Annotated in this window: 20 protein-coding genes; 9 read left to right on the forward strand and 11 right to left on the reverse strand. The window is 71.8% G+C overall.

The window, feature by feature from the left end:
- From IH26_RS0120245 to IH26_RS0120265, 5 genes are read left to right on the forward strand one after another with little or no spacing between them, the layout of a single operon-like run.
- Positions 1 to 1,365 carry a class-III pyridoxal-phosphate-dependent aminotransferase gene (locus IH26_RS0120245; protein ID WP_245665327.1) on the forward strand — a complete coding sequence of 455 codons (1,365 nt, stop codon included), beginning with the start codon at positions 1 to 3 and terminating at the stop codon, positions 1,363 to 1,365.
- Positions 1,362 to 2,057 (forward strand): hypothetical protein, encoded by a 696-nt coding sequence (locus tag IH26_RS0120250; RefSeq protein WP_030437789.1) that lies wholly within the window; start codon positions 1,362 to 1,364, stop codon positions 2,055 to 2,057. The genes IH26_RS0120245 and IH26_RS0120250 overlap by 4 nt, the downstream gene beginning before the upstream one ends.
- A complete protein-coding gene (locus IH26_RS0120255) occupies positions 2,054 to 3,040 on the forward strand; it encodes a phosphotransferase enzyme family protein (protein WP_030437790.1) in 987 nt (328 codons plus the stop codon). Before IH26_RS0120250 ends, IH26_RS0120255 begins: the two co-directional genes overlap by 4 nt.
- A gap of 10 nt (positions 3,041 to 3,050) precedes the next feature.
- Positions 3,051 to 3,812 (forward strand): 3-oxoacyl-ACP reductase FabG, encoded by a 762-nt coding sequence (gene fabG, locus IH26_RS0120260; protein ID WP_030437791.1) that lies wholly within the window; start codon positions 3,051 to 3,053, stop codon positions 3,810 to 3,812.
- Entirely contained in the window at positions 3,812 to 4,546 is a 735-nt protein-coding gene (locus IH26_RS0120265; protein ID WP_030437792.1) for a GntR family transcriptional regulator, read from the forward strand. The genes fabG and IH26_RS0120265 overlap by 1 nt, the downstream gene beginning before the upstream one ends.
- A gap of 11 nt (positions 4,547 to 4,557) precedes the next feature.
- Here IH26_RS0120265 and IH26_RS59875 read toward each other — a convergent pair whose 3' ends face one another.
- From IH26_RS59875 to IH26_RS0120290, 5 genes are all read right to left on the reverse strand, one after another.
- Positions 4,558 to 6,162 carry a diol dehydratase reactivase ATPase-like domain-containing protein gene (locus tag IH26_RS59875; RefSeq protein WP_030437793.1) on the reverse strand — a complete coding sequence of 535 codons (1,605 nt, stop codon included), beginning with the start codon at positions 6,160 to 6,162 and terminating at the stop codon, positions 4,558 to 4,560.
- Complete coding sequence (locus tag IH26_RS0120275) at positions 6,159 to 6,515, reverse strand: diol dehydratase small subunit (RefSeq protein ID WP_030437794.1); 357 nt, start codon at positions 6,513 to 6,515, stop codon at positions 6,159 to 6,161. Before IH26_RS0120275 ends, IH26_RS59875 begins: the two co-directional genes overlap by 4 nt.
- Complete coding sequence (locus IH26_RS0120280; RefSeq protein ID WP_030437795.1) at positions 6,512 to 8,746, reverse strand: propanediol/glycerol family dehydratase large subunit; 2,235 nt, start codon at positions 8,744 to 8,746, stop codon at positions 6,512 to 6,514. The genes IH26_RS0120275 and IH26_RS0120280 overlap by 4 nt, the downstream gene beginning before the upstream one ends.
- 26 nt (positions 8,747 to 8,772) lie before the next feature.
- Entirely contained in the window at positions 8,773 to 9,519 is a 747-nt protein-coding gene (eutC, locus tag IH26_RS0120285; RefSeq protein WP_030437796.1) for an ethanolamine ammonia-lyase subunit EutC, read from the reverse strand.
- A gap of 100 nt (positions 9,520 to 9,619) precedes the next feature.
- Complete coding sequence (locus IH26_RS0120290; protein ID WP_030437797.1) at positions 9,620 to 11,032, reverse strand: ethanolamine ammonia-lyase subunit EutB; 1,413 nt, start codon at positions 11,030 to 11,032, stop codon at positions 9,620 to 9,622.
- A 361-nt stretch (positions 11,033 to 11,393) separates the two neighbouring features.
- On the opposite strand from IH26_RS0120290, the gene IH26_RS0120295 reads away from it, so the two are divergent.
- Positions 11,394 to 12,449 (forward strand): Ca2+-dependent phosphoinositide-specific phospholipase C, encoded by a 1,056-nt coding sequence (locus IH26_RS0120295; protein WP_030437798.1) that lies wholly within the window; start codon positions 11,394 to 11,396, stop codon positions 12,447 to 12,449.
- The gene (locus IH26_RS0120300) at positions 12,442 to 15,069 is read left to right on the forward strand and encodes a GH92 family glycosyl hydrolase (RefSeq protein ID WP_084598951.1); all 2,628 of its coding nucleotides are present in this window, start codon (positions 12,442 to 12,444) and stop codon (positions 15,067 to 15,069) included. Before IH26_RS0120295 ends, IH26_RS0120300 begins: the two co-directional genes overlap by 8 nt.
- Positions 15,070 to 15,658: 589 nt before the next feature.
- Here the strand turns inward: IH26_RS0120300 and IH26_RS0120315 are convergent.
- The gene (locus IH26_RS0120315) at positions 15,659 to 16,063 is read right to left on the reverse strand and encodes an ATP-binding protein (protein WP_051808326.1); all 405 of its coding nucleotides are present in this window, start codon (positions 16,061 to 16,063) and stop codon (positions 15,659 to 15,661) included.
- Positions 16,064 to 16,344: 281 nt separating this feature from the next.
- Between IH26_RS0120315 and IH26_RS55975 the strand changes: the two genes are divergently transcribed.
- On the forward strand, positions 16,345 to 16,935 hold the full coding sequence (locus IH26_RS55975) for a methyltransferase domain-containing protein (protein WP_051808327.1): 591 nt from the start codon (positions 16,345 to 16,347) through the stop codon (positions 16,933 to 16,935).
- A 198-nt stretch (positions 16,936 to 17,133) separates the two neighbouring features.
- Here the strand turns inward: IH26_RS55975 and IH26_RS0120330 are convergent, their stop codons facing one another.
- The 4 genes from IH26_RS0120330 to IH26_RS62160 form a co-directional block, all read right to left on the reverse strand.
- The gene (locus IH26_RS0120330; RefSeq protein WP_030437803.1) at positions 17,134 to 17,409 is read right to left on the reverse strand and encodes an SDR family oxidoreductase; all 276 of its coding nucleotides are present in this window, start codon (positions 17,407 to 17,409) and stop codon (positions 17,134 to 17,136) included.
- A gap of 208 nt (positions 17,410 to 17,617) precedes the next feature.
- Positions 17,618 to 18,793, reverse strand: coding sequence for a zinc-dependent alcohol dehydrogenase (locus tag IH26_RS0120335; RefSeq protein WP_030437804.1), 1,176 nt, complete (start codon positions 18,791 to 18,793; stop codon positions 17,618 to 17,620).
- The gene (locus IH26_RS0120340) at positions 18,790 to 19,332 is read right to left on the reverse strand and encodes an SRPBCC family protein (protein WP_034215760.1); all 543 of its coding nucleotides are present in this window, start codon (positions 19,330 to 19,332) and stop codon (positions 18,790 to 18,792) included. The genes IH26_RS0120335 and IH26_RS0120340 overlap by 4 nt, the downstream gene beginning before the upstream one ends.
- A 299-nt stretch (positions 19,333 to 19,631) precedes the next feature.
- Positions 19,632 to 19,769 carry a hypothetical protein gene (locus IH26_RS62160; RefSeq protein WP_211268709.1) on the reverse strand — a complete coding sequence of 46 codons (138 nt, stop codon included), beginning with the start codon at positions 19,767 to 19,769 and terminating at the stop codon, positions 19,632 to 19,634.
- A gap of 434 nt (positions 19,770 to 20,203) precedes the next feature.
- Here IH26_RS62160 and IH26_RS0120350 point away from each other — a divergent pair, with 434 nt between their 5' ends.
- Positions 20,204 to 20,800, forward strand: a complete 597-nt coding sequence (locus IH26_RS0120350; RefSeq protein ID WP_030437806.1) for an HdeD family acid-resistance protein — start codon at positions 20,204 to 20,206, stop codon at positions 20,798 to 20,800.
- 93 nt (positions 20,801 to 20,893) lie between these two features.
- Here the strand turns inward: IH26_RS0120350 and IH26_RS58050 are convergent, their stop codons facing one another.
- Positions 20,894 to 21,991, reverse strand: a complete 1,098-nt coding sequence (locus tag IH26_RS58050; protein ID WP_084598953.1) for a 3-keto-alpha-glucoside-1,2-lyase-like domain-containing protein — start codon at positions 21,989 to 21,991, stop codon at positions 20,894 to 20,896.
- Positions 21,992 to 22,036: the final 45 nt, after the last annotated feature.

Raw genomic sequence — 22,036 nt, forward strand, 5'->3', positions numbered from 1 at the left:
GTGTCGGCCTCGTTAAACCTCGCCGACCCGATTGACCCGCGCCCTCGGCCGCTGGTAGACCGAATCGGACCAAATAAGGGGGCGGTCAGCATCTTCGATTACGGCGAGTTCGCCTTCGGCTCCAAGGACCAGGTTCTCGACCAGGCACGGCACTACTGGAACCCCGGCAAGACGCGGTTCTGGAGCGACGCCGGGGTGCCGCTGGTCATCGACCGGCGCGAGGGTTACTTTCTGTACGACATGTCCGGCTCCCGGCTGATCGACGTGCACCTCAACGGCGGCACGTACAACCTGGGCCACCGCAACCCCGACGTGCTCGCGGCCGTACGCGCGGCGATGGACCGCTTCGACATCGGCAACCATCACTTCCCCGCCCTGGCCCGCACCGCGCTCGCCGAGACGCTGGTCGCCTCGGGCCCGCCGGGGATGAGCAAGGTCGTCTACGCGAGCGGCGGCGGCGAGGCGGTCGACATCGCGCTCAAGTCCGCCCGGCACGCCACCGGCAGACGCCGGATCATCTCGATCGTGAAGGCGTTCCACGGGCACACCGGGCTCGCCCTCGCGGCCGGCGACGACCGGTTCGCCGACCTCTTCCACTCGGGCCAGCCCGGCGACTTCCCGCACGTGCCGTTCAACGACCTCGACGCGATGGAGGCCGAGCTCGAGCAAGGCGACGTCGCGGCCGTGCTGATGGAGACCATCCCCGCCACGTACGGGTTTCCGCTGCCCGCGCCCGGCTATCTCGAGGCGGTGCACGAGCTCTGCCACCGCCACGGCGCGCTGTACGTCGCCGACGAGGTGCAGACCGGCCTGATGCGCACCGGCGAGCTGTGGGCGATCGACAAGCACGGCATCGCGCCGGACATCCTGATCACCGGCAAGGGCCTGTCCGGCGGCGTCTACCCGATCGCGGCGGTGCTGCTCGGCGAGCGGGCCGCGGGCTGGCTCACCGAGGACGGGTTCGGACACATCTCCACGTTCGGCGGGGCCGAGCTGGGCTGCGTGGCGGCGCTGGCCACGCTGCGGCTCACCAACCAGCCGTCGGTACGTGCGCAGGTGCACTACCTCGCCGACCGGATCGGGCGAGGGTTGGCCGAGATCCGCGACGCGTACCCGGACTGGCTTGTCGGAATCCGGCAGAACGGCCTGGTCATCGGCCTCGAGTTCGACCATCCGACGGGCGCGCGGGCGGTGATGCGCCGCCTGTACGAGAACGGGATCTGGGCCATCTTCTCCACGCTCGACCCCCGGGTACTGCAGTTCAAACCCGGCATTCTGGTCACCCCGGCCCTCGCCGACGAGATTCTCGACCGTACGGAGACCGCCGTGGCCCTCTCCCGCGACGACGTGGCGGCGGCGCTGTGACCGCCCGGGACCTGGCCGCGTGGGCGGCAGATGCGTTCGCGAGCTACGACCTGGCCACCACGCACCGGATCGCTACCGAGGTCACCGGGGCGGGGCCACTGCCCGACTACGTGTCGGCCCGGGTCGACCCCGGCGGGGTTGTCGTGGTGCCGCGGCCGGTGGGGGTGGTGACCGTGCCGCGCGCGACCGGCGAGGTGGTGCGGCTCGCGCTGCTGACCCGCAACGCGCTGCTGGTCACCGATGCCGCGGCCGCCGACCGGGTGCGCGACCTGGCCGCGCTCGCCGAGAAGGCGGGCGCTCCCGCGGGCATCCTCCAGCTCGCCGACCTGACCGGGCCTGTCCCGGAACCGGAAGCGCCGGAGATCGTACTGGTCGCGGCCGGTCTTGATCTTCCAGGTATCTCGTTCACCGGGCCCCGGCAGGCCGTCCGGGCCGCGCGCGCCGCGCTGCGCGAGACCGGCAGCGATCGGATCCGCGTCCACGCGAGCGATCCGGGCGTCGCGCTGCACCTCGCCGCGGCGTTGCCGGTCACCCGGGTCGCGATCGGCGACGGGGCGATGCCGCCGCCCTCGCCCGACGGCATGCTCACCTGGGTCCGGGTCGGCCTCGACCGGCTTCCCGGCGATCAGCCCTGGGCCGCGCCGGGCGGTCCGGTCCCGGCCTATCCGCGCGCCTCCAACGAGGCGCCATGACGACCCACGACTTCGCCGCCGGCTCCGCGGAGGGTCTCGCCGCGCGGGCGGTACGCGCGTACGGGCTCCCCGAGGACGTCGAGTGCACCCTGCTCAACGTCAGCGAGAACGCCACTTTCCTGGTCCGCGACCCGGCCAGTGGCGGGCGGACCGTGCTGCGCGTCCACCGGCGCGGCTACCACGGCGAGCGGCAGATCGCGGCCGAGCTCGCGTGGCTCGACGCGCTGCGGACCGAGGCCGGCATCCGTACGCCCGAGGTTCTGCCCGCGCCCGGCGGCCGCCGCATCGTCGACCTCGACCCCGGTGGCGAACCCCGGCACGCGGTGCTGTTCGAGTGGCTGCCCGGCACCGAGCCGCCCGACCACGACCTGGTCACGGCGTTCGGCGCGCTCGGCGCGATCACGGGCCGGATGCACGAGCACAGCACCGGCTGGCGGCGTCCCGCGGCGTTCGACCGCTTCGCCTGGGATTACGACGGCGCGTTCGGCGGCGTCGCCCGGTGGGGCCGCTGGCAGGACGGGATCGGCGTGGGCCCGGCCGAGCGGGCGGTGCTGGGCCGCCTCGACGACGTGCTGCGCGCCCGGCTCGCCGCCTTCGGCCAGGGGCCGAGCCGGTACGGGCTGATCCACGCCGACCTGCGCCTGGCCAACCTGCTCGTGCACGACGCCGACACGTACGTGATCGACTTCGACGACTGCGGCTGGGGCTGGCTCCTCTACGACCTGGGCGCGGCGCTCAGCTTCATCGAGGACGACCCGCGGGTGCCCGAGCTGGTCGCGGCCTGGGTCGCCGGCTACCGCACGGTGCGGCCGCTGTCCGCCGAGGACGAGGCCGAGATCCCCACCTTCGTCCTGATGCGCCGGCTGCTGCTGGTCGCCTGGATCGGCTCGCACGCGGGCACCGACCTGGCCGGCTCGATGGGGGCCGGCTACACGGCGGGCAGCTGCGCGCTCGCCGAGGAATATCTGCGCACGTACGGCTGACAGGAGAGTCATGTTCACTTCGGTCGCGGGACTGTCGGTACTGGTCACCGGCGGCAGCAAGGGCATCGGCCGGGGCATCGCGCGGGTGTTCGCGCGGGCCGGCGCCAACGTCACGATCACCGGCCGGGATGCCTCGTCCCTCGAGCGGGCAGCCGGGGAGCTCGGCGCCGCCTTTGTCGCGGCCGACGTCGCCAGGCCGGAAGACTGCGCCCGGGCGGCGCGGGCGGCGATCGACCGGTTCGGCGGCATCGACGTGCTCTGCGCGAACGCCGGCATCTTCCCCGGGGCCAAGCTGTCCGAGCTCACCGAGGCCGACGTGGACGACGTGTTCGGCACCAACGTGAAAGGCACGATCTTCAGCGTCCAGGCGTGCGTGCCCGCGCTCGCCGCGAGCGGCCGCGGCCGGGTCATCCTCACGTCCTCGATCACCGGGCCGATCACCGGGTTCCCGGGCTGGACCCATTACGGCGCGAGCAAGGCCGCCCAGCTCGGCTTCCTGCGCACGGCCGCGATCGAGCTGTCCGGCCAGGGCATCACGGTGAACGCCGTACTGCCCGGCAACATCGCCACCGAGGGCATCGACGAGCTCGGCCCCGGGTACCGCGCCTCGATGGAGGCCTCGATCCCGCTCGGCCGGCTCGGCGACGTCGAGGACATCGGCAACGCCTGCTTGTTCCTCGCCACCAAGGAGGCCGGATACATCACCGGGCAGACGCTCGTGGTCGACGGTGGCCAGGTCCTGCCCGAGTCGCCGGCCGCGCTCGCCGGCTGATGAGCGAGCATCCGGAACCCGTCGGGCGGGCCGCCGAGGAGGCCCGGCGCCGCCTGCTCGAACGGATCCGGGCCGACGGCCTGCGGCCGGGCGCGAAGCTCGGCGGCGAACGCGACCTCGCCCGCGTGCTCGGCGTCAGCCGCTCCACGGTGCGGCAGGCGCTGTCCGCCATGGAACGCGCCGGCGTGGTCCGGCGCATCCCGGGACGCGGCGGCGGCACGTTCGTCGGGCAGCCGAAGATCGACCGGGACCTGTCGCGCATCGTCGGGCTGCCCGCGCTGCTGCGCCAGCAGGGCCTCACGGCCGGAACCCGGGTCCTCGGCACGAGCCTGCTGCGCGCCGACGACGAGGTCCGCGCCGCGTTACGGCTGGCGGCGGACGCGTATGTGCAGGACGTCGTGCGGATCCGGCTCGCCGACGGTATCCCGATCTCCTACGAGCACACGCGGCTGCCCGCCGAACGCTTCCCCGGGCTGCTGGAACTGCCGCTCGGCGGGTCGCTCTACGAGCTGATCGAGGCGCACTACGGGGTCCGGCCGGCCGAGGCGGTCGAGCACATCGAAGTTGTCCCGGCGAGCCGGCCGGAGGCGACCGTCCTGGACGTCGCGGTCGCCGCTCCCCTGCTCTCGATCACGCGCACGGCCTACACGGCCGACGGCGCCCCCTTCGAGTACTCCCACGACCTCTTCCGCAGCGACCGCGTCACGATCACGGTCACTTCCCGCACGCCGTGAGGGCCCGTCTGCTACGTCGCGTACGCCACGAGGACCAGACCGTAGGCGACCGCGTGCCGGTGGCCCAGCACACCGGCCGTGTCGCCGCGGCCGACCGGGGTGCCGGGCGGCAGCGCCCGGGCCACGCAGCCCAGCACCTCGTCGTCGCCGGCCGGGCCACCCACCACGAGCACGGCGCCCGGCGTGCCGGAGAGGCCGCGGGCCAGGTTCGCGCCGAGGACCTCCGCCTTGAGGCGCAGCCGCAGCGCCCGCCATTCACTGGGCGCGAGCCGCCGGTCGAACGGCAGCCATCCGGCCGGGCCCGGCGCGACGAGCGAGCCGAGCGCGTCGGGCCGGATCGGCGCGTCCAGGAACGTCCGCGAGCCGTCCTCGCCGAGCAGCAGCTGCGGCGCCTCGGCCCGGTGCGACGGGCCGCGCTTGGCCCACTCGGCCGGCGTGCGTGCGGTGCCGAGCACAGCCGCGGCCGCCGTGGTGAGCAGCTCACCCGCTCCGGCCAGCACCCGCGCGCCGGCATCCGTGACCACGTCGATCGTGCCGCCGCCGAGGTCGACCACGACCGCGTCCGGCGGGGCCCCGGGCGTCGACAGGGCACCCAGGCGGGCGGCCCCGGCCTCGCTCGGCGCGGTCCGCACGGGCACGCCGAGCAGGTCGGACAACGCGGGCGCCGGATCCGCGTACGGGACCTCGGCGTGCATGGCGGCCAGCGCGACCGTACGCGAGGCCGTGGCCCCGGCGCGTGTGGTCAGCCCGTCGGCGAGCGTGGCGAGGTCCACTGCGAACAGGTCGTCCACCGGGCGCGCCGGCTCCCCGGGCAGCCGGTAGGACCGGATCAGCCCGGCCGGGTAGGGCGGCGCGAGCGGCCGGGTTGTCCCGTCCGCCAGCGTGATCTCCGCGCCGCCGGGCGCGGCCCCGGCCTCGGCCGGCTCCGTCAGCACCGCGACCACGGCGCTGGACCGGTCGTAGAGGCGCGCCGCCGCCCGGGCCGCGTCCGCCCGCTCGTGATCGGCCAGGCCCAGGCGCGCGGTCAGCCACAAGGGATCGACGAGCGACCGTAGCGGCGCGCGCACCTCGACCGCCACGGCCGACGCGCCCGCGAGGCCGGCCACGGGAAGCTCGTCGACCACCGGGATGCCGGGGAGGCGGTTCGCGACCAGCACGGCCTCGTCCCGCTCGAGGACCACGGCGGCCAGCAGGCCACGACCGGCCAGCTCGCGCAGCTCCCCCAGGATCTCGCGGAAACCCCGATCGGCCGGCACCAAGGCGACAACGGGACCGTCCGGCCGCACTGAGCCGATCAGGTACGGCGTGCCGGAGCCGACACCGGCACCGTGCGTGGACGCACCCGGCGTGCCCACTCGCAGACGTCCCGTGCCGGCCGGCGGCTCGGGCAGCGTGGCCGTCGTCGTGGCGATCGGCCGCAGCGGCGCGACCGCGGCACCTTCGAGGATCCCGCCGTACGCGGCGACGAGCCGTTTCGTGAGCCGGGCCGCGCGGGCAAGGCTGGCCGGACCACCTTTCGGGCCGCTCGTGGGCACCCGGTCCGCGCCGACCACCTCGCGGCCCTCGACCAGCACCACCTCCGTGGTGGAGTTGCCGACGTCGATGCCGGCTCTCACCGCAACAGCCCGCGCCGCGCGTACGCGGCCGCCGCCTCCCGGACCAGCGCGGCACAGCGCGGGGCGTCGCGGGCCGCGAGATCGGCGGCCAGCGCCGCCAGCTCGCCGGCGGTGGACCGGCGCGGGCGCAGCGCCTCGTAGAGGGCGAGGATCTCGGCTTCGCCGAAACGGGTGAGCTCGGCCGCCCGGCGGAAGTTCTCGGCCAGCTGCGGGTTGCCGTGCCGCTCGGCGACCCTGGCCTGCGCCTCGAGCGTGTCGGGGTGGATGCGTACGTCGTCGGCGGCCAACTCGTCACGCACCAGCGCGTCGATGGTCAGCTCTGCCGCGGGCTTGCCCGAGTAGGCGTTGCTCATCGGAACGACAGCTCCTCGGGGGCGGCCTCGGGGTCGGCGCAGTCGCGTTCGAGCGCGACCAGGGCGATCACGCTGGTGTGGTAACGCGCCTCGATCGCCTCCTCGGTGTACGGATTGCGCACCGGCACGGGGGTCGCGCCCTTCGCGTGGCGGCCGGCGTTGGCGCCGAGCGCGCGGTACATCTCGGCGGTGAGGGTCGGCGCCATGCTGTAGAGCTCCAGGTTGGCCAGCGGCGGCAGGTCGCGGCGATGGATCAGCGCGGTGCCCTTGCCCTGCAGCCCGATCCCGATACCCGAGCCGGCCAGGCGTGCCGCGGTCAGGCCGACCATGCCAAGGTCGATCGTGGAGTTGACCCGCACGATCCGGGCCAGGCAGCCCTCTTCCTCCAGGCCGTCGAGCAGCTCCTGGAGGACGTCTTGCACCAGCAGGCCACTCAGGGTGCGCCACACCGTGCGCCCTACGCCCGGCGAGACGCCGATGACGACCTCGCGGGGATCCGTACCGAAACCCGCATTTCCGGTTTTTTGCAGCTTGTCGGTCCTGTCGGCGGCTTGGGTACGGCGCAGGTCCGCCACGCCGCGGGCCTGCCGGATGTCGTCGATCTCGGCCTGCCGCCGCGGCGCCGGTTCGTAGCCGGTGCCCGGGCCTGCGTACTCGTTCGGGTCGGTGACCAGGCTCAGCACCCGCATGTCCTCGTCGAAGATCGCGGCGGTCTGGAGGTGGTCGCCGTGCACCCGTGCGACGGCCATGTCCAGCACCCGCCGCGCCGCCTCGTCGTGGCCGGTCTCGTGCAGCGCCCGCGCGACGTCCAGCGCGGTCAGCCCGGCGCCCCGGATCGTCTGCGCGGCGGCCAGCACGGCCAGCGCGTCGGTGCCGGCCAGGTCCATCGAACCGGCCGCGTCGACCGCCGCGGCCAGCTGCTCGTCGGTGAAGTCGCCCAGCCCCAGCGCGCGGTACACGTCCCGGACCGCCTCGACCGCCTGCCGCCGCAGGTCGCGTACGGTATCCGCGCTCGCCGTCCGCAAGCCGCCGTCGACACCCCAGTCGCGTTGCAGGGCCAGCCAGTCGTCGATGTCCTCGGCGTTCCAGTTGGACGGGCCGAACATGTTGTCGTAGCGCCGCACCGACCCGAAACCGCTGCAGATGTAGTCGCTGCCGGCCAGCAGGATCGGCAGCGTGCGCGACGTGCGCCGGACGTGCGACTCCGACATCAGCGCGTCGTTGCCCGAACAGGACTCGAGGTTGCGGGCCATGACCATCACGTTCTCGGCCATCAGCTCCCGTACGCCGCGTGGCACGGACGCGGCCACGCTGGCGCCGTCGATCCCGCCGTTCTGCACGCCCTGCGCGCCGATCGCCCGGGCCAGCGACACACATCGCGACTCCAGGTAGAGCATGCTGCGACCCTCGGCGCCGGCCATCAGCACCTCGGCGCCCGCACCGCTCGACACCCGCATCTTGATCCCGCGACTCGCGTAGCCCGAGGTGAGCAGCGCCTTCGACCACGGGGTGTCGTCCCCGTCCACGAAGACGCTCTCGGTGCCGTAGAGGCTCACGGTCTCCGCGTACGAGACCAGGCCGCGCAAGCCCATCTCGAGCTCCATGGCCTCCTCGACCGCGCACTGCACGAGCACGCCGGGCGCGCCGACGGCCGCGCCGATCGTCACGGCCACGGCGTTCGACGGGGCGTCGGCCAGCACCGGCACCGTCGTCTCCAGCTCCCGGAAGCCGTACGCCGCGGCCGTCGCCGCGTCCGCCGCGAGCAGCAGCGGATCGTCGAGCAGGTTGGTGACGTGCGCCTGGTTGCTCGGCGTACGGCGGGCGCGCAGCTTCGTCATCGCCATCATCAGCTCGGGCGGCCGCAGCAGCATGACCACCCGGGCCAGCTTCGCCGGCGTCATCCCGGCCACCAGCCGGATCACTTCGCCCCGCGGCACGGCCGGGTCGACGAAGAGCCGTGCGGCCACCACCTCCCCGAGCGCCATGGCCTCCTCGGCGACGCTCAGGTCGATCCCGTGCGCGGCGACATAGGAGTCGATCGTGTCGAACGCGTCCCGCGCCTTGCCGTCCAGCTCGACGACCACGCCGTCGACCACGCGCAGCGACGGCTCGGGGTCGGCCGGGCTGTGCAGCGCGACCAGGCCGAGCGCGGGATCCTCCCGCGCGAAACCGTCCAGGTTGACCCGCTGCTCATCCATGAACCGGATCCGCCCGACGGGTTCATCCACCATGATCACACCCTACCCGACCTGCGTCTTTACGGCCGCAGCTCGCCGCTGGTGTCCTTGAGCCGGATGCCGGTGGCCTCGATCTCGCGCGCGCCGGCGATCAGATTCACGAGCGTACGGGCGGCGGTCGCGTACGTGAGCCCGTGCGGCGGCCGGATGTTGGAGACGCAGTTCCGGGCGGAGTCGGCGACACCCGGGCGGGGTTGCCAGGTCAGATAGGCGCCGAGGCTGTCCGCGGAGGACAGCCCGGGCCGCTCCCCGATCAGCACCAGCACCATCCGGGCGTGCAGCGCCGCGCCGACGTGGTCGCCGAGCGCGACCCGGGCCTGGGTCGCGACGACCGGCGCCCCCACCGTCAGTCCCGGCGGCAGCTCGGTGAGCAGTTGCCGCAGCAGCGGGACGGCGTGCCGCCGCACCGCGCTCGCCGACAGCCCGTCGGCGACCACGACGAGCAGGTCGGCCGGCACCGGATGCTCGGGGAAGCGGGTGCCGGCAGCCGGGCGGCGGCCCAGGTCGGGCCGGGTCAGATAGGTCCGCCGGTCAGCGGCGGCGGAGGCGATGTGCAGCGGCTCGGCCAGCCCTTGCTCGGCGGCCAGCTCACCCAGCTCGGCCAGCAGCGGCGCGAGCTCCAGCGAGAGGTGGACGGCGTCGCGGGCGTGGGCGTGGGCGGCGCCCGCCTCGAGCACCGCGCGCGTCGACACGCCGTTGCCCGTGCGGGCCAGGCCGATCCGGGCCGGGGTCAGCCGGCGCAGCGGCGTCCAGAACGTGTTGCTCACGCGGTGCCGTCCTCTGGCATGCGCTTCTGGCCCTCGCCTGCGGCCTGAGCGGGCAGATTGCGGCTGTGCCAGTCAGTGCGGGGCCGCTCGGTGCAGGCGCTCATGCCGCGACACCGGTGATCGCGCGCAGCGGCGAGGACGCGGGGTCGATCTGCAGCACCCCGCCGTCGGCGGCGAGCAACCCGACCCGGTCGAGCCACTCCTCGAACTCCGGGGCGGGGCGTTTGCCGAGGACTTTACGGACGTACAGGGCGTCGTGGAACGAGGTCGACTGGTAGCCGAGCATCACGTCGTCCGCCCCGGGCACCGCGATGACGAAGCTGCAGCCCGCGACGCCGAGCATGGTCAGCAGTGTGTCCATGTCGTCCTGGTCGGCCTCGGCGTGGTTGGTGTAGCAGACGTCGACGCCCATCGGGACGCCGAGCAGCTTGCCGCAGAAATGGTCCTCCAGCCCGGCCCGGATGATCTGTTTGCCGTCGTAGAGGTACTCCGGGCCGATGAAGCCGACCACGGTGTTGACCAGCAACGGGTCGAAGGCTCGCGCCACGCCGTACGCCCGGGCCTCGAGGGTCTGCTGGTCGACGGGCCGGCCGCCGGAGCCGAGGTGGGCGTCGGCGGAGAGGGCGGCGCCCTGGCCGGTCTCGAAGTACATGAGGTTCGTGCCCACGGTGCCGCGCCCCAGCGCCTCGGCCGCCGATTTCGCCTCGGCGAGCATCGACAGTTCCACCCCGAAGCCGGCGTTGGCGAGCTGGGTTCCGGCGATCGACTGGAAGACCAGATCCACCGGCACGCCCCGGCCGATCAGGTCGATCGTGGTGGTGACGTGGGTGAGCACGCACGACTGCACCGGGATCGCGTACCGCTCGCGGACCTCGTCGATCAGGTGCAGCAGCCGGGCGACCGTACGCGGGTTGTCCGAGGCCGGGTTGATGCCGATGACCGCGTCGCCCGAGCCGAGCAGCAACCCGTCGAGGATGGCGGCGGCGACACCCGCGTCGTCGTCGGTCGGATGGTTCGGCTGCAGGCGGGTGGCGAGCCGGCCGGGCAGCCCCAGCGTCGTCCGGAATGCGGTGACGACCTGGGTGGCGGCGGCCACGGCGACCAGGTCCTGGTTGCGCATCAGCTTCGAGACGGCCGCGGCCATCTCCGGGGCGAGCCCGGGCGCGAGGGCGGCCAGCACCTCGGCGGCGCCGGGCTCGGCCGCGGTCGCCAGCAGCCACTCGCGCAGCCCTCCGACGGTCAGGTGCCGGACCGGGGCGAAGGCGGCGCGGTCGTGACCGTCGAGGATCAGGCGCGTGACGTCGTCCGACTCGTACGGCACGACGGGCTCGTCGAGGAACGCGGTGAGCGGCACGTCGGCCAGGGCCCACCGGGCGGCGGCGCGCTCGGCGTCGGTGTGCGCGGCACAGCCGGCCAGGACGTCGCCCGAGCGCAGCGGGGTGGCCTTCGCCATCAGCTCGACCAGGCCGTCGAACTCGTACGTGCGGCCGTGCAGCGTCTGGCGGTAGCGCACTGGGTCTCCTCGCTGTGTGCGCCGAGCCGTGCCGGATCAGCGGTGCGGGCCGGCGGCCGCTTGATCGTTCCAGCGAACCTGGCCGGACCTGCGGAAGTCAACGAGCGCCGGCAGACGCAACCCAGATTTGACTGGCCGGAAATGCCCGGGGGCCGCGGATCGGGCGTTTCCCAACCGATTCTCAGCCCTTGTACCACCGGCGACCGGCGAAATTGACCATTGCGCTGATGGCTACTCACTGGTAACCATCTATGCGGTGCCGCGGTCCTCCGACGCTGCCCCCACTCCCGCGTACCAAGGCAGCGCTGACGCCCTGCCCACGAGACCGCGCCCACACCCGCACGCACGAAAGAGGCCCACGATGCGCCTACCCACAGGCGTCGCCGTGTCCGCCGCGGCGCTCGCCGTCGCGCTCACCGCCACGCCGGCTGCCCATGCCGACGACGTCCGGCCGTCCGGCCTGGCCGGAGTCAGCGGCGTCGGCATCCACAACACCTACAACGACAAGACGGACTACACCTACCTGGCCGACGCGTTGGACAGCGGGACCTCGCTGATCGAGCTCGACACCTGGGCGAACGTGCTCAACGGCAAGTGGGACGTCAGCCACGGCAACCCGCTGGCCAGCGACAACAACTGCGTCCAGGCCGGCAGCGCGGCGGACCTCTACACCGGCAACCGGAACCAGAACCTGGACAGCTGCCTGGATGACGTCCGGATCTGGATGCAGGCGCACCCGGCACACGGGCCGATCATGGTCAAGCTCGAGATGAAGAACGGCTTCTACAACACGCTGGGCATGAATCCCACGGAGTTGGACTCGTACGTGAAGGCGCACCTGGGCAGCACGCTGTACACGCCCGCGGACCTGTTGAGCAAGCCGGACGGCACCCGGTACCCGACGCTGGACGCCGCCGCGACGGCGAACAACTGGGCGACGTACGGCTCGCTGGCCGGCAAGGTGATCGTGGAGATCATTCCCGGCACCTTCGAGCAGTCCGTGTCCCCCGCGGGCACGTGGGTCGACGTGGTGTACGCGCAGCACCTGATCGACCTGTACGACAGCGGCCGGATCGCGGACGCGGCGGTTTTCCCGTCCGTGCTCGGCGCGCAGGCCGGTGACCCGCGCATCCGGTACGGCAACACCGCGCTGCGGCCCTGGTTCGTCGTGTTCGACGGCGACGCGGGCGCCTGGGTCAACGACGGCGCCACCCAGTGGTACGACACCAACCACTACCTCGCGGTCGTCACCGACGCCTACGACGTCGCCCCGGCGCTCAGCTCCACCGCCCCGTCCCTGGCCGACGCTCGCGCCCGGGTGGCCCAACTGGCCGCGGCCGGGGCGTCGTACATCAGCACCGACTGGACCACCGCACCCGCCGACGCCGTCCTGAGCGAGGTGCTCCTCCGTGGCTAGGCCGCTGGTGCGGCTGTCCGTCGCAACGGTGCTGGCGGTCGCCTTGTCGCAGCTGGCGGTCGTCGGCTCGGCGCACGCCGCCGCCCTGGCGGCGGACCCGGCCGCGCTGGTCGATCCCTTCGTGGGTACCGGTTCGAACAGCGACTTCAGTGCCGGCAACACGTTCCCCGGCGCCGATCTGCCGCACGGCATGCTGCAGTGGGGACCGGACACCACTTCGCGCCCGTCCGGGGGCGGGTACAACTACGCCGACAACGCGATCACCGGCTTCAGCCTGACCCACGTCGACGGGCCCGGCTGCGCCGCGGCGGGGGACGTCCCGATTCTGCCGGTCACCGGCGCGCTGGACAGCAACCCCGGCGCCGACTCGGAGTCCTTCTCGCACAGTTCGGAGACCGCGTCGCCGGGCTTCTACTCGGTGTCGCTGGGCAACGGCACGTCGGTCGCGTTGACCACCACGACCAGAGCCGGGATCGGCCGGTTCACCTTCGCCGGTACGGGCGGTTCGCTGCTGTTCAAGCTCGGCAAGCCACAGAACACGTACGTCGGCTCGACCTTCGACGCCGCCGGGAACAACCAGGTGACCGGCTCGGTCACCAGCAGCGGGTTCTGCGAGGCGGGCAACGTCTTCACGCTGTACTTCGCGATCTCGTTCGATCAGGCCTTCACCGCCGCGGGGACGTACGGCGGCGGTGGTTACGCCACCTTCGGCGCGAACTCGGTCGACGCGCGCGTCGGCATCTCGTACACCTCGGTCGCCGAGGCGCGGGCCAACCTGGCCGCCGAGGTGGCCGGCCGAAGCTTCGCCCAGGTGCGGGCCGCCGCGCACACTGCCTGGACCACCGCGCTGGACAAGATAGCCATCGGCGGGGGCACCACCGCCGAACAGACCGGCTTCTACACGGCGCTGTACCACGCCGACCTGTTCCCCAGCGTGATCAGCGACGCGGACGGCGGCTACCGCGGCTTCGACGGCGCCGTCCACCTGGTCGGCGCCGGCCACCAAGCCGAGTACGCCGACTTCTCCACCTGGGACATCTATCGTTCCCAGGCGCAGCTCACCGCGTTCCTCGACCCGGCGGCGGCCGGCGACATGGCGCAGTCCATCGTCGACGACTACGTGCAGGGCGGGACGCTGACCAAGTGGGGCATGAACAACGGCGAGACGTACATCATGGTCGGTGACTCCGCGGTTCCGGTGCTGGCCGACTACTACGCCTTCGGCGCCACCGGCTTCGACACCTCGACCGCGCTGTCCGCGATGATCGCCGAGCAGACGACCGACACGAACGTGACGCCCGGCGTCACGTACCTGGACCGCTTCGGCTATCTGCCGACCAACAGCATCTACGGCTGCTGTCACCAGTACGCCACCACCTCCACTCAGATCGAGTACGACACCGACGACTTCGCCCTGTCGGCCTTCGCCGGCGCCCTGGGCGACACCACGACGCGGGCGAGGTTCCGCGACCGCGCGCAGGACTGGGCGAACATCTTCAACACCTCCAGCGGCTACCTGCAGCCGCGGCACTCCAACGGGCGGTGGATGGACGGCTTCACCCCGGCCCTGATCACCGGCACCCAGAGCAACGACTTCGCCGAGGGTGACGCGCTCACCTACACCCCGGACATCCCCTTCAACCTGGCCAGGCTGGCCTCGCTCGAGGGCGGGAACGCCGCGATGGTCAGCTACCTGGACCACGCGCTGGGCAGTTACCAGGGCCTGGCCAGTGTGATCGGCACCCAGGCCAACCTGGGCAACGAGCCGAGCATCGAGCTGCCCTGGGAGTACGACTGGTTCGGCGCACCGGCCAAGACCCAGGCCACGGTACGGGCCGTGCAGGACCGGCTCTGGTCCGACTCGCCCGGCGGCATACCGGGCAACGACGACCTGGGCGAGATGAGCGCCTGGTACGTTTGGTCGGCGCTCGGCTTGTACCCGGGGATCCCCGGCACGGCCGACCTGGCCATCGGCAGCCCGCTGTTCCCCACCGCGGTCGTCGCCACCGGGCGCGGCACGCTCACCGTCAACGCCCCGGCAGCCGCGGACGGCACACCGTACGTGCAAAGCCTGGCCGTCAACGGCACCGCGTACGCGCTGACCTACCTACCGCCGGTCGCCGGCCCGACCACACTGGACTTCACCCTCGGCAGTTCGCCCTCCTCCTGGGGCACGGCCACCGCGGACGCCCCGCCCTCCTACGACGGCACCCCAGGCACCGGTGTCGCCCAACCCGTCGGCACGATCACCGAGACCGCCACCGGGCAGTGCGTGGACGACCGGGGCGCCGGCACGTCCAACGGCACCGCCATCCAGATGCACCCCTGCAACAACACCAACGCACAGTCCTGGACCGTCGTGCCCGACCGCACCCTGCAGGTCCTGACCGACTGCATGGACGTTCAGAACGGCGCCACCACCAGCGGAACCCCCGTGCAACTGCACACCTGCAACGGCACCGGCGCGCAGCAGTGGCGGCCGAACGCCGCCGGCGAACTGGTCAACCCGGCGTCCGGCCTCTGCCTCACCGATCCCAGCGCCAACGCCACCAAGGACACCGAACTGACCATCACCACCTGCACCGGCGCCGCCGGGCAGAGCTGGACGCTGCCCTCCTGAGCAGACAGCGATGCCCAGGCCGACGGGACGGCCTGGGCATCGCCGGCCGTACGCGCCGGAGAGCTCCGATCACCCGCGGCGATCCCTATTGCTTGCTCACGCCGTACGGTCGAAAGTCATCGACGTCAGCGCCCGCTTCCGCGTACCCGACATGTGGTGATCGAGATTCTGGGCCCCGAAGTTGTGGGCGGCGGCTGTCAACAGATCGGCGGTCACGGGGACTCTCTGCCATGACATGGCGACGACCACCGGGCCGACGGGAAGCAGATCTACATCTGGGCGGACGGGCGGCGCGGCGCCGGCCATGCCGCCTCGTTCAAGGCCGACCGGACGATCGACGGCTATCCCGCGCAGTGGCTGAACGGCGGGTCGTCCGGTACCGGTCTGTGGATCCCCGATTTCGGCCCCATCGACTTGTTCATCACCGCGCTGGACGCTCACGACAGCGGCTGGCTCCGGCCGGACGACGCGCGCCGGCTGGCCGAGCGGCTGCAGCCCAGCCCGAACACCGGCGACCCGTCGACGTGGCCACCGCGTGCGGTCGGATGACGGCGCCGGCCGCCCATCGAGGAACACACGCGCGGCGGCCTCAGGATGGGGGCAGGTACATTTCCAGGCGGACCGTGGTGCCGTGCCGATCGCTGTGGACCTCGATGCCGTCGGCGAGTTCACCGGCCAGTGGCAGGCCGCGTCCGCCATGGGCGGTCGGTGGGGGCATGGTGAGGGTGACGGAGCATGGTGTTCCAGGGCCGGCGTCGCTGACTTCGGCGATGAGGCGGCGCTGGTCGTCCTGCACCACTGCCACCTCGCCGCGTCCGCCGGCGTGCCGGATGGCGTTGATGACGGCCTCGTGCACGGCGATGACGAACGCCTCGGCTCGGTCATCGGGTAGTCCTGCTTGGCGGGCCAGCCGCGTCAACTGATGGCGCAGTCGCTGCATCTCAGGCAGAGTGACTACGTCGTCGATCAAGGTTCGCTGCTCGTCGTCGTTCATCGCCGTCCTCGTCCGGATCTCTGCAGTGCTTCTACCCGCGGGTCCGGCTGGATACTCCGCCGAAGGACAACTCTTTGCCGGCGATGTCCGAGACCCTCCTGGCGAGAGCCGCACACCTGAGATGCCGGGAATGTCCGAACCGAGAGGACCCACGGCTACTGTCTACTATGGAGGGGACAGCCAGCCGAACGGTCCTTGCCGTCCAAATCCGGTCTTGCCTAGATGGATTTGGGGCGACCGCCCCGAGCCATCCGACTCACCAAGCACCCGGGGGGCCTGCTGTGCGGAAGACCTTGTTCGACCGGCTGGACAACATCTGGTGGGAGCGCCGGATGGGAATCTCCACCCGGGGCATCGTGCCCACCGACCACCCGGACTCGGTGCACTACGGCACGATGGCGTACCGCACGATCCACGGCATCCTCGACCATCTCGACCTGCGATCGTCGGACGTGTTCGTCGACGTCGGCAGCGGCAAGGGGCGGGTCCTGTGCTGCGCTGCCCGCAGGTCCGTCCGGCGGGTCGTCGGCGTGGAGTTGTCGGCGGAACTGTGCCGGCAGGCCCGCGAGAACGCCGACCAATTGCGGGGTCGCCGAGCGCCGATCACGGTGGAGAACATCCTGGCCGACAAGTACAACTACGCCGATACGACCGTTCTGTTCCTGTTCGACCCGTTCGGGGCGGCGACACTCCGGTCGGCGCTCGAGCGGATCGCCGAGGACACGCGCGGACGCGACCTGCGGATCACCTACGCCAACCCGACACACGACGAGGTGTTCCAGGAGCAGCCGTGGCTCGACGGCGGGGAGCGCCTGTCCCGCGACCGCACCGGCTGGGAACACGACGTGACGTTCTACCAAGGCCGGCGCTGAGCACTTGGAGACCGAGCCCGCCAGGGGCGGAACCTGACTCAACAGCCGACGACTCCGCGGTGGTCACCGTCCGTTCGCCGGGCCCTCCTGTGGCCGAGCGGATTTGCCGCGGTCGGTGGCGACCATCGCATTGTCACCGCCGACGACCTGTTCGCCGGCCTTGTGCTCGGCCATCCGGACTCCCGGCGAAGGCTGTTCTCAGGCTTGCGGGTTCGCGGTTGCTTGGTCGAGGGTGCCGTGCGCGGTGATCGAGAGGTCCTGCCCGTCGGTCCAGCTCTTGAGCCGGTCGGTGTAGACCTGCTCGATCATCTGGTGGAAGCCCTGGCCGAAGAGCACCCGCAGTGGCGGTTCCGCCATGTCGACAATCTTGAGGAGCGTCTGGGCCGCGGCGACCGGGTCACCGGCGGGCTTGCTGCCGGCGATCTGGCCGAGGCGTTGGCGCAGACCGTTGTATGCCGGGTTGAGTTGGGCCATATGGCCGTTGTCGAGCGGGAAGCTGACACCGAGGCGTGGGAGCGTACGTTCGTGGGCCGAGCGTCGCGAGGCCGAGCGTCGCCTGGTCGGCACCCGGTGTCACCGGAAGTGGAGAACCTCATCACGATCAGCGGATGAACCTGACCCACAAGTCCGCCGCGGTGCTCGTCCATGACGAACACCGCGGCGGCCTTGTGCGGGCCGACGATCAGGGCTTGAGGACGACCTTCTCGCAGTTGTCCTGCTTGTTCTTGAATATGTCGAAGCCGCGTTCGGCCTCGTCCAGCGGCAGGGTGTGGGTGATGATCCGGGCCGGGTCGAGCTCGCCGCGTTCGATGCGCTGCAGCAGCGGCTTCATGTAGCGCTGCACGTGGCATTGCCCGGTGCGCAGGGTCAGTGACCGGTTCATCCAGGCGCCCGCGGGAAACTTGTCCAGCAGGCCGCCGTACACGCCGATCACCGAGACCACGCCGCCGCTGCGGCACGACAGGATCGCCTGGCGCAGGGCGTGGGGGCGGTCGGTCTCCGCGCGTACGGCCTGCTTGACCCGGTCGTACGCGGCGATGTGCGCGCTGCCGTGGGTGGCTTCCAGGCCGACCGCGTCGATGCACTTGTCCGGTCCGCGCCCGCCGGTCAGTTCGAGCAAGGTCGAGCGTACGTCGACGTCGTCGAAGTTCACCGGGGTGTGGCCGGCCTGTTCGGCCATCCGCAGCCGGTACGGTTCCTTGTCGATGGCGATGACCTTGGCGGCGCCGAGCAGCCGGGCGCTGTCCATGGCGAACTGGCCGACCGGGCCGGCGCCCCACACCGCCACCACGTCGCTGGGCTGGATGTCGCACATGTCGGCACCCATATAGCCGGTGGGCAGAATGTCGGACAAAAACAGAACCTGCTCGTCGGTCAGGTCGGACTCGATCTTCAGCGGGCCGACGTCGGCGAACGGCACCCGTGCGTACTGCGCTTGACCGCCGGCGAAACCGCCGGTCAGATGCGAATAGCCGAAGATCCCGGCGACCGGGTGGCCGAACATCTTCTCGGCGATCCCCGCGTTCGGGTTGGTGTTCTCGCAGCACGAGTACAGCTCGGCCGCGCAGGCGGCACACGCGCCGCAGGCGATCGGGAACGGCACGACCACCCGGTCACCGACCCGCAACTTGTCCCCGGGCACTCCGGAGCCGACCTCGATCACTTCGCCCATGAACTCGTGACCCATGACGTCGCCGTCCTGCATCGTGGGTACATACCCGTCGACCAGATGCAGGTCGGAGCCGCAGATCGCGGTCGAGGTGATCCGTACGATCGCATCGCGGCTGTTGAGGATCTTCGGGTCCGGCACGTCCCGGACCTCGACCTTGTTGCGCCCCGCCCAGGTGTTCGCCCTCATGCGTCCGCCCCCTTCTCGAGCTCGGCGTCCGACAGCGGTTGCGCGGGACGCTGCGGGAACTCCTTGCGGGCCCGCTTGCCCCACGGAGCGCCGTCGGACCGGACCACTTCGCCGGTCTCCAGCACCTGCTTGAGCCGGCGCAGGTCGTCGTCGAGCTGCTGATGCGGTTCCTCCCCGAAGTACTTCGCGACCGCCTTGCCCACCGCGCCGCCCGGGATCTCGTACACCAGCGAGACGTACACCTCGGTGCTCACCCCGTCGGGAGCGGGCACGAACTGGACCGTCCCGGCGTTGGGCACGTCGGCGTCACCGGTCGAACGCCACGCGACCTTTTCCGCCGGCGTCTCGTCGATGATCTCCGCGTCCCACTCGACGTCCTTGCCGAACGGGGCGGCGGCGACCCAGTGGCTCGTCCGGTCGCCGGTGGTGCGGACCTGTTCCAGATGCGCCATGAACGCCGGCAGGTTCCGCAGGTCGCGCCAGAACGCGTACACCTCCGAGGCGGGTTTGCGGATGGTTGTCGTGGCCGTCAGGTCCATGTGTCCTCCTTGCGGGCGGAGCCGCTGTCCCAGGTCCCGGGTGCCCACCGCGATGTCATCGAAACCGGCACGCCACCACGCAACTGGCACGAGGGAGTCAACCGTCCGGGCAGGCCAGCTGAGGCGGGAGGTACAAGGCGTGGTCCAGCGACCGGACGGCGGCCGGTGGCCAGCAGCGGATGCACCGGCGACCCGGGCAAGGGCGTACCGCACCGCTCGGGTCCGACACGCTTCGCCGCGGCCTGGTGGGACGGGCACTGAGAGTGAAGCGGCGACCGTCACCGCGGCTGGTCACCGAGCTACCCGCCGGTCTCGTCGCGCCAGCCGGCGGGCTCGGGATGGCAGCCGTAGGCGGCGGCCCGCACCGACTCCTCGTTCTCCGCAAGATCGTCAAGCAGCGCCTCCACACCCCCGTCCCGGCGCGGCGCCCACCTCACCCCAGGCTTCCCGTACGATCCATCGCACGCCCGGGCCGACCCGCTCGCCGAGCCGGCCGGCGAACTCGGCGGTGAGCCGTGCCGTCACCCGCGCCGGGTAGTCCGGCGGGTCGCCACCAGCCCGACGACGATCTCCCCGCGATACCGTTCGCCGTCTGTCATCCGCGCTCCTCACCCCTGGCCGGCCATCCCGGATCAACGTTCCCTGCTCGGGCGCACGCATGCCTCGGCGCACGGGGTGCTGCCCCATGGCGGGGCGGCCCGGGCCCGCTGAAACTCATCGGCGTGGCCTTCGACCGGCGAACGCCCGGGGCTGGACCAGGGGCTTCACGGGCGCGGGAGGAGCCGGTCCGGGGTCAGGCTGGTGACCAGCTCAACCGACTTCAACGGCTGTCGTCGTGGAGCGACGGGCCGATACCGAGGAGGAGGCTCTCATGGCAAGTACCGCTGATCCGGCGCACGCGTTCAGAGAAACAACCCGAGCCGGCACCCGCGCCGTGACCGGGGCGTGGTGGTGGTTCCTGATCCTCGGCATCCTCTGGACCGGCCTGGGGATGTACGTGCTGACCTACCGGCCGGGCAGCCTCGGCTTCGTGGCCGCGCTGATCGGCGTGGCCTTCCTGTTCGGCGGCGTCGCGCAGCTGGTGGTGGCAAGCCGGATCCGGGACTGGCGCTGGCTCTACATCGTGACCGGCGTCCTCGGCGTCATCGCCGGGATCGTCACCTTCGCCTGGCCGGGCATCACCCTGTACGCGGTGTCCATCCTGGTGGCCTGGTACCTGGTCTTCTTCGGGGTCTTCCACATCATCGCCTCGCTGGCCGGCCCGAAGATCTCGTGGTGGTGGACCGGGCTGCTGCTGGGCATCGCCGAGCTGGTGCTGGGCATCTGGGCCGTGCACTCCTGGCAGCGGTCGCTGTTCACGCTGCTGACCCTGGTCGGGGTGTGGGCCATCTTCCACGGGGTCAGCGAGATCTTCGCGGCCTTCACCCTGCGCGAGGCCGGCAAACGTGCCGACCAACTACTGAGCTGAGGCGACACCTACCCACGATCACGACCAGTGACGGACGGACGTCCCCGTGCTCGGGCGCCGACGCGATCGGCGCCCGAGCGGTATCGAGATCGATCAGCAGCGGGTGGTGATGAACTGGTCCGGCGCGGTCACCACCGGGGATTCGAGGTAGAGGCCCTGGTACTCGTCGTGGATGCCGCTGTTGTGCACCTGGATCGCCAGCGGCCCGACCTGGCCGGCCGTGACGTCCTTGAAGTCGAGCACCTCGACCGCGTTGCAGGTCGTGGTCGCGCCGCCGGTCAGCTGGCCGCAGGCCATCTTCGCCACGCCGGTGGCCATGTTGCCGATCAGCTCGCACTGCGCCCACTGGTGCACGTCCAGCTTGGTGTGCGGCACCTGGGTGAACAGGCCGCTGCCACCGTTGTTGTGGCCGGGCCGGTAGTCCCAGTGCCCGCCGTTGGGCGGTTGGAACTGAATGGCGCTCAGCGCGTCCCGGATCGGGGTGGTGGTGCCCCAGATCAGCACGGTCGGCTGGTGGTTGCCGCTGACCTGGCGGACGTCGAAGATCCAGCGGAACGTGCCCACCTGGTGGTTGTAGTAGAGCCAGCCGCGGGCGGTGCCGTTGCCGTGGATGGCGCCGCCGGTGACCGTCCACAGTCCGCCGGCCGAGGACGTCCAGCCGGTGAGGTCGGTGCCGTTGAACATGGACACCAGGTTGGGGTCGCCGAACGGGCCGGTGCCCCCGCCGCCGGAGGTGACGACGGTCAGCGAGTCGATGTTCGCCGCGCCGGCGGCGACGGCCGAGGTCAGCCGGACGGTGTTGGCGCCGGCGACCAGCGTGGCGGACAGCGAGGCGCCGGTCCACTTGGTCCACGAGCCGGTGCCCGGGAAGTTGACCCGGGTCGCCGCCCCGCCGTCGACCGTGATGTCGGCCGGCCGGTTGGCGGTGGTCCCGTTGGCGTACCGGAAGGTGAGGGTGGCGCTGCCGGCCTCCGGCGCGGTGATGGTCAGCTCCAGGTACGAGCCGACCGCGTTGGTGAGGTTGCAGAAGCCGGTGCCGGTGTACCCGGCGTGGTTGGTGTCGATGGTGCCCTGGCAGGTGCCGTTCTCGGCCTCGTACGCGACGGACGTCGCGGCGTGGGCCGGGGCCGCGGTCATCGCGGCGACCACGACGCCGGCGATCAGTGCGGTACGCAGGGTCCGTAGTCTCATCAAGCTGACCTACCTCCAAGGGTTTGCACACATGGCTGTCGAGGG

The sequence above is a fragment of the Actinoplanes subtropicus genome (genome assembly GCF_000721705.1).
Taxonomy (GTDB): Bacteria; Actinomycetota; Actinomycetes; order Mycobacteriales; family Micromonosporaceae; genus Actinoplanes; species Actinoplanes subtropicus.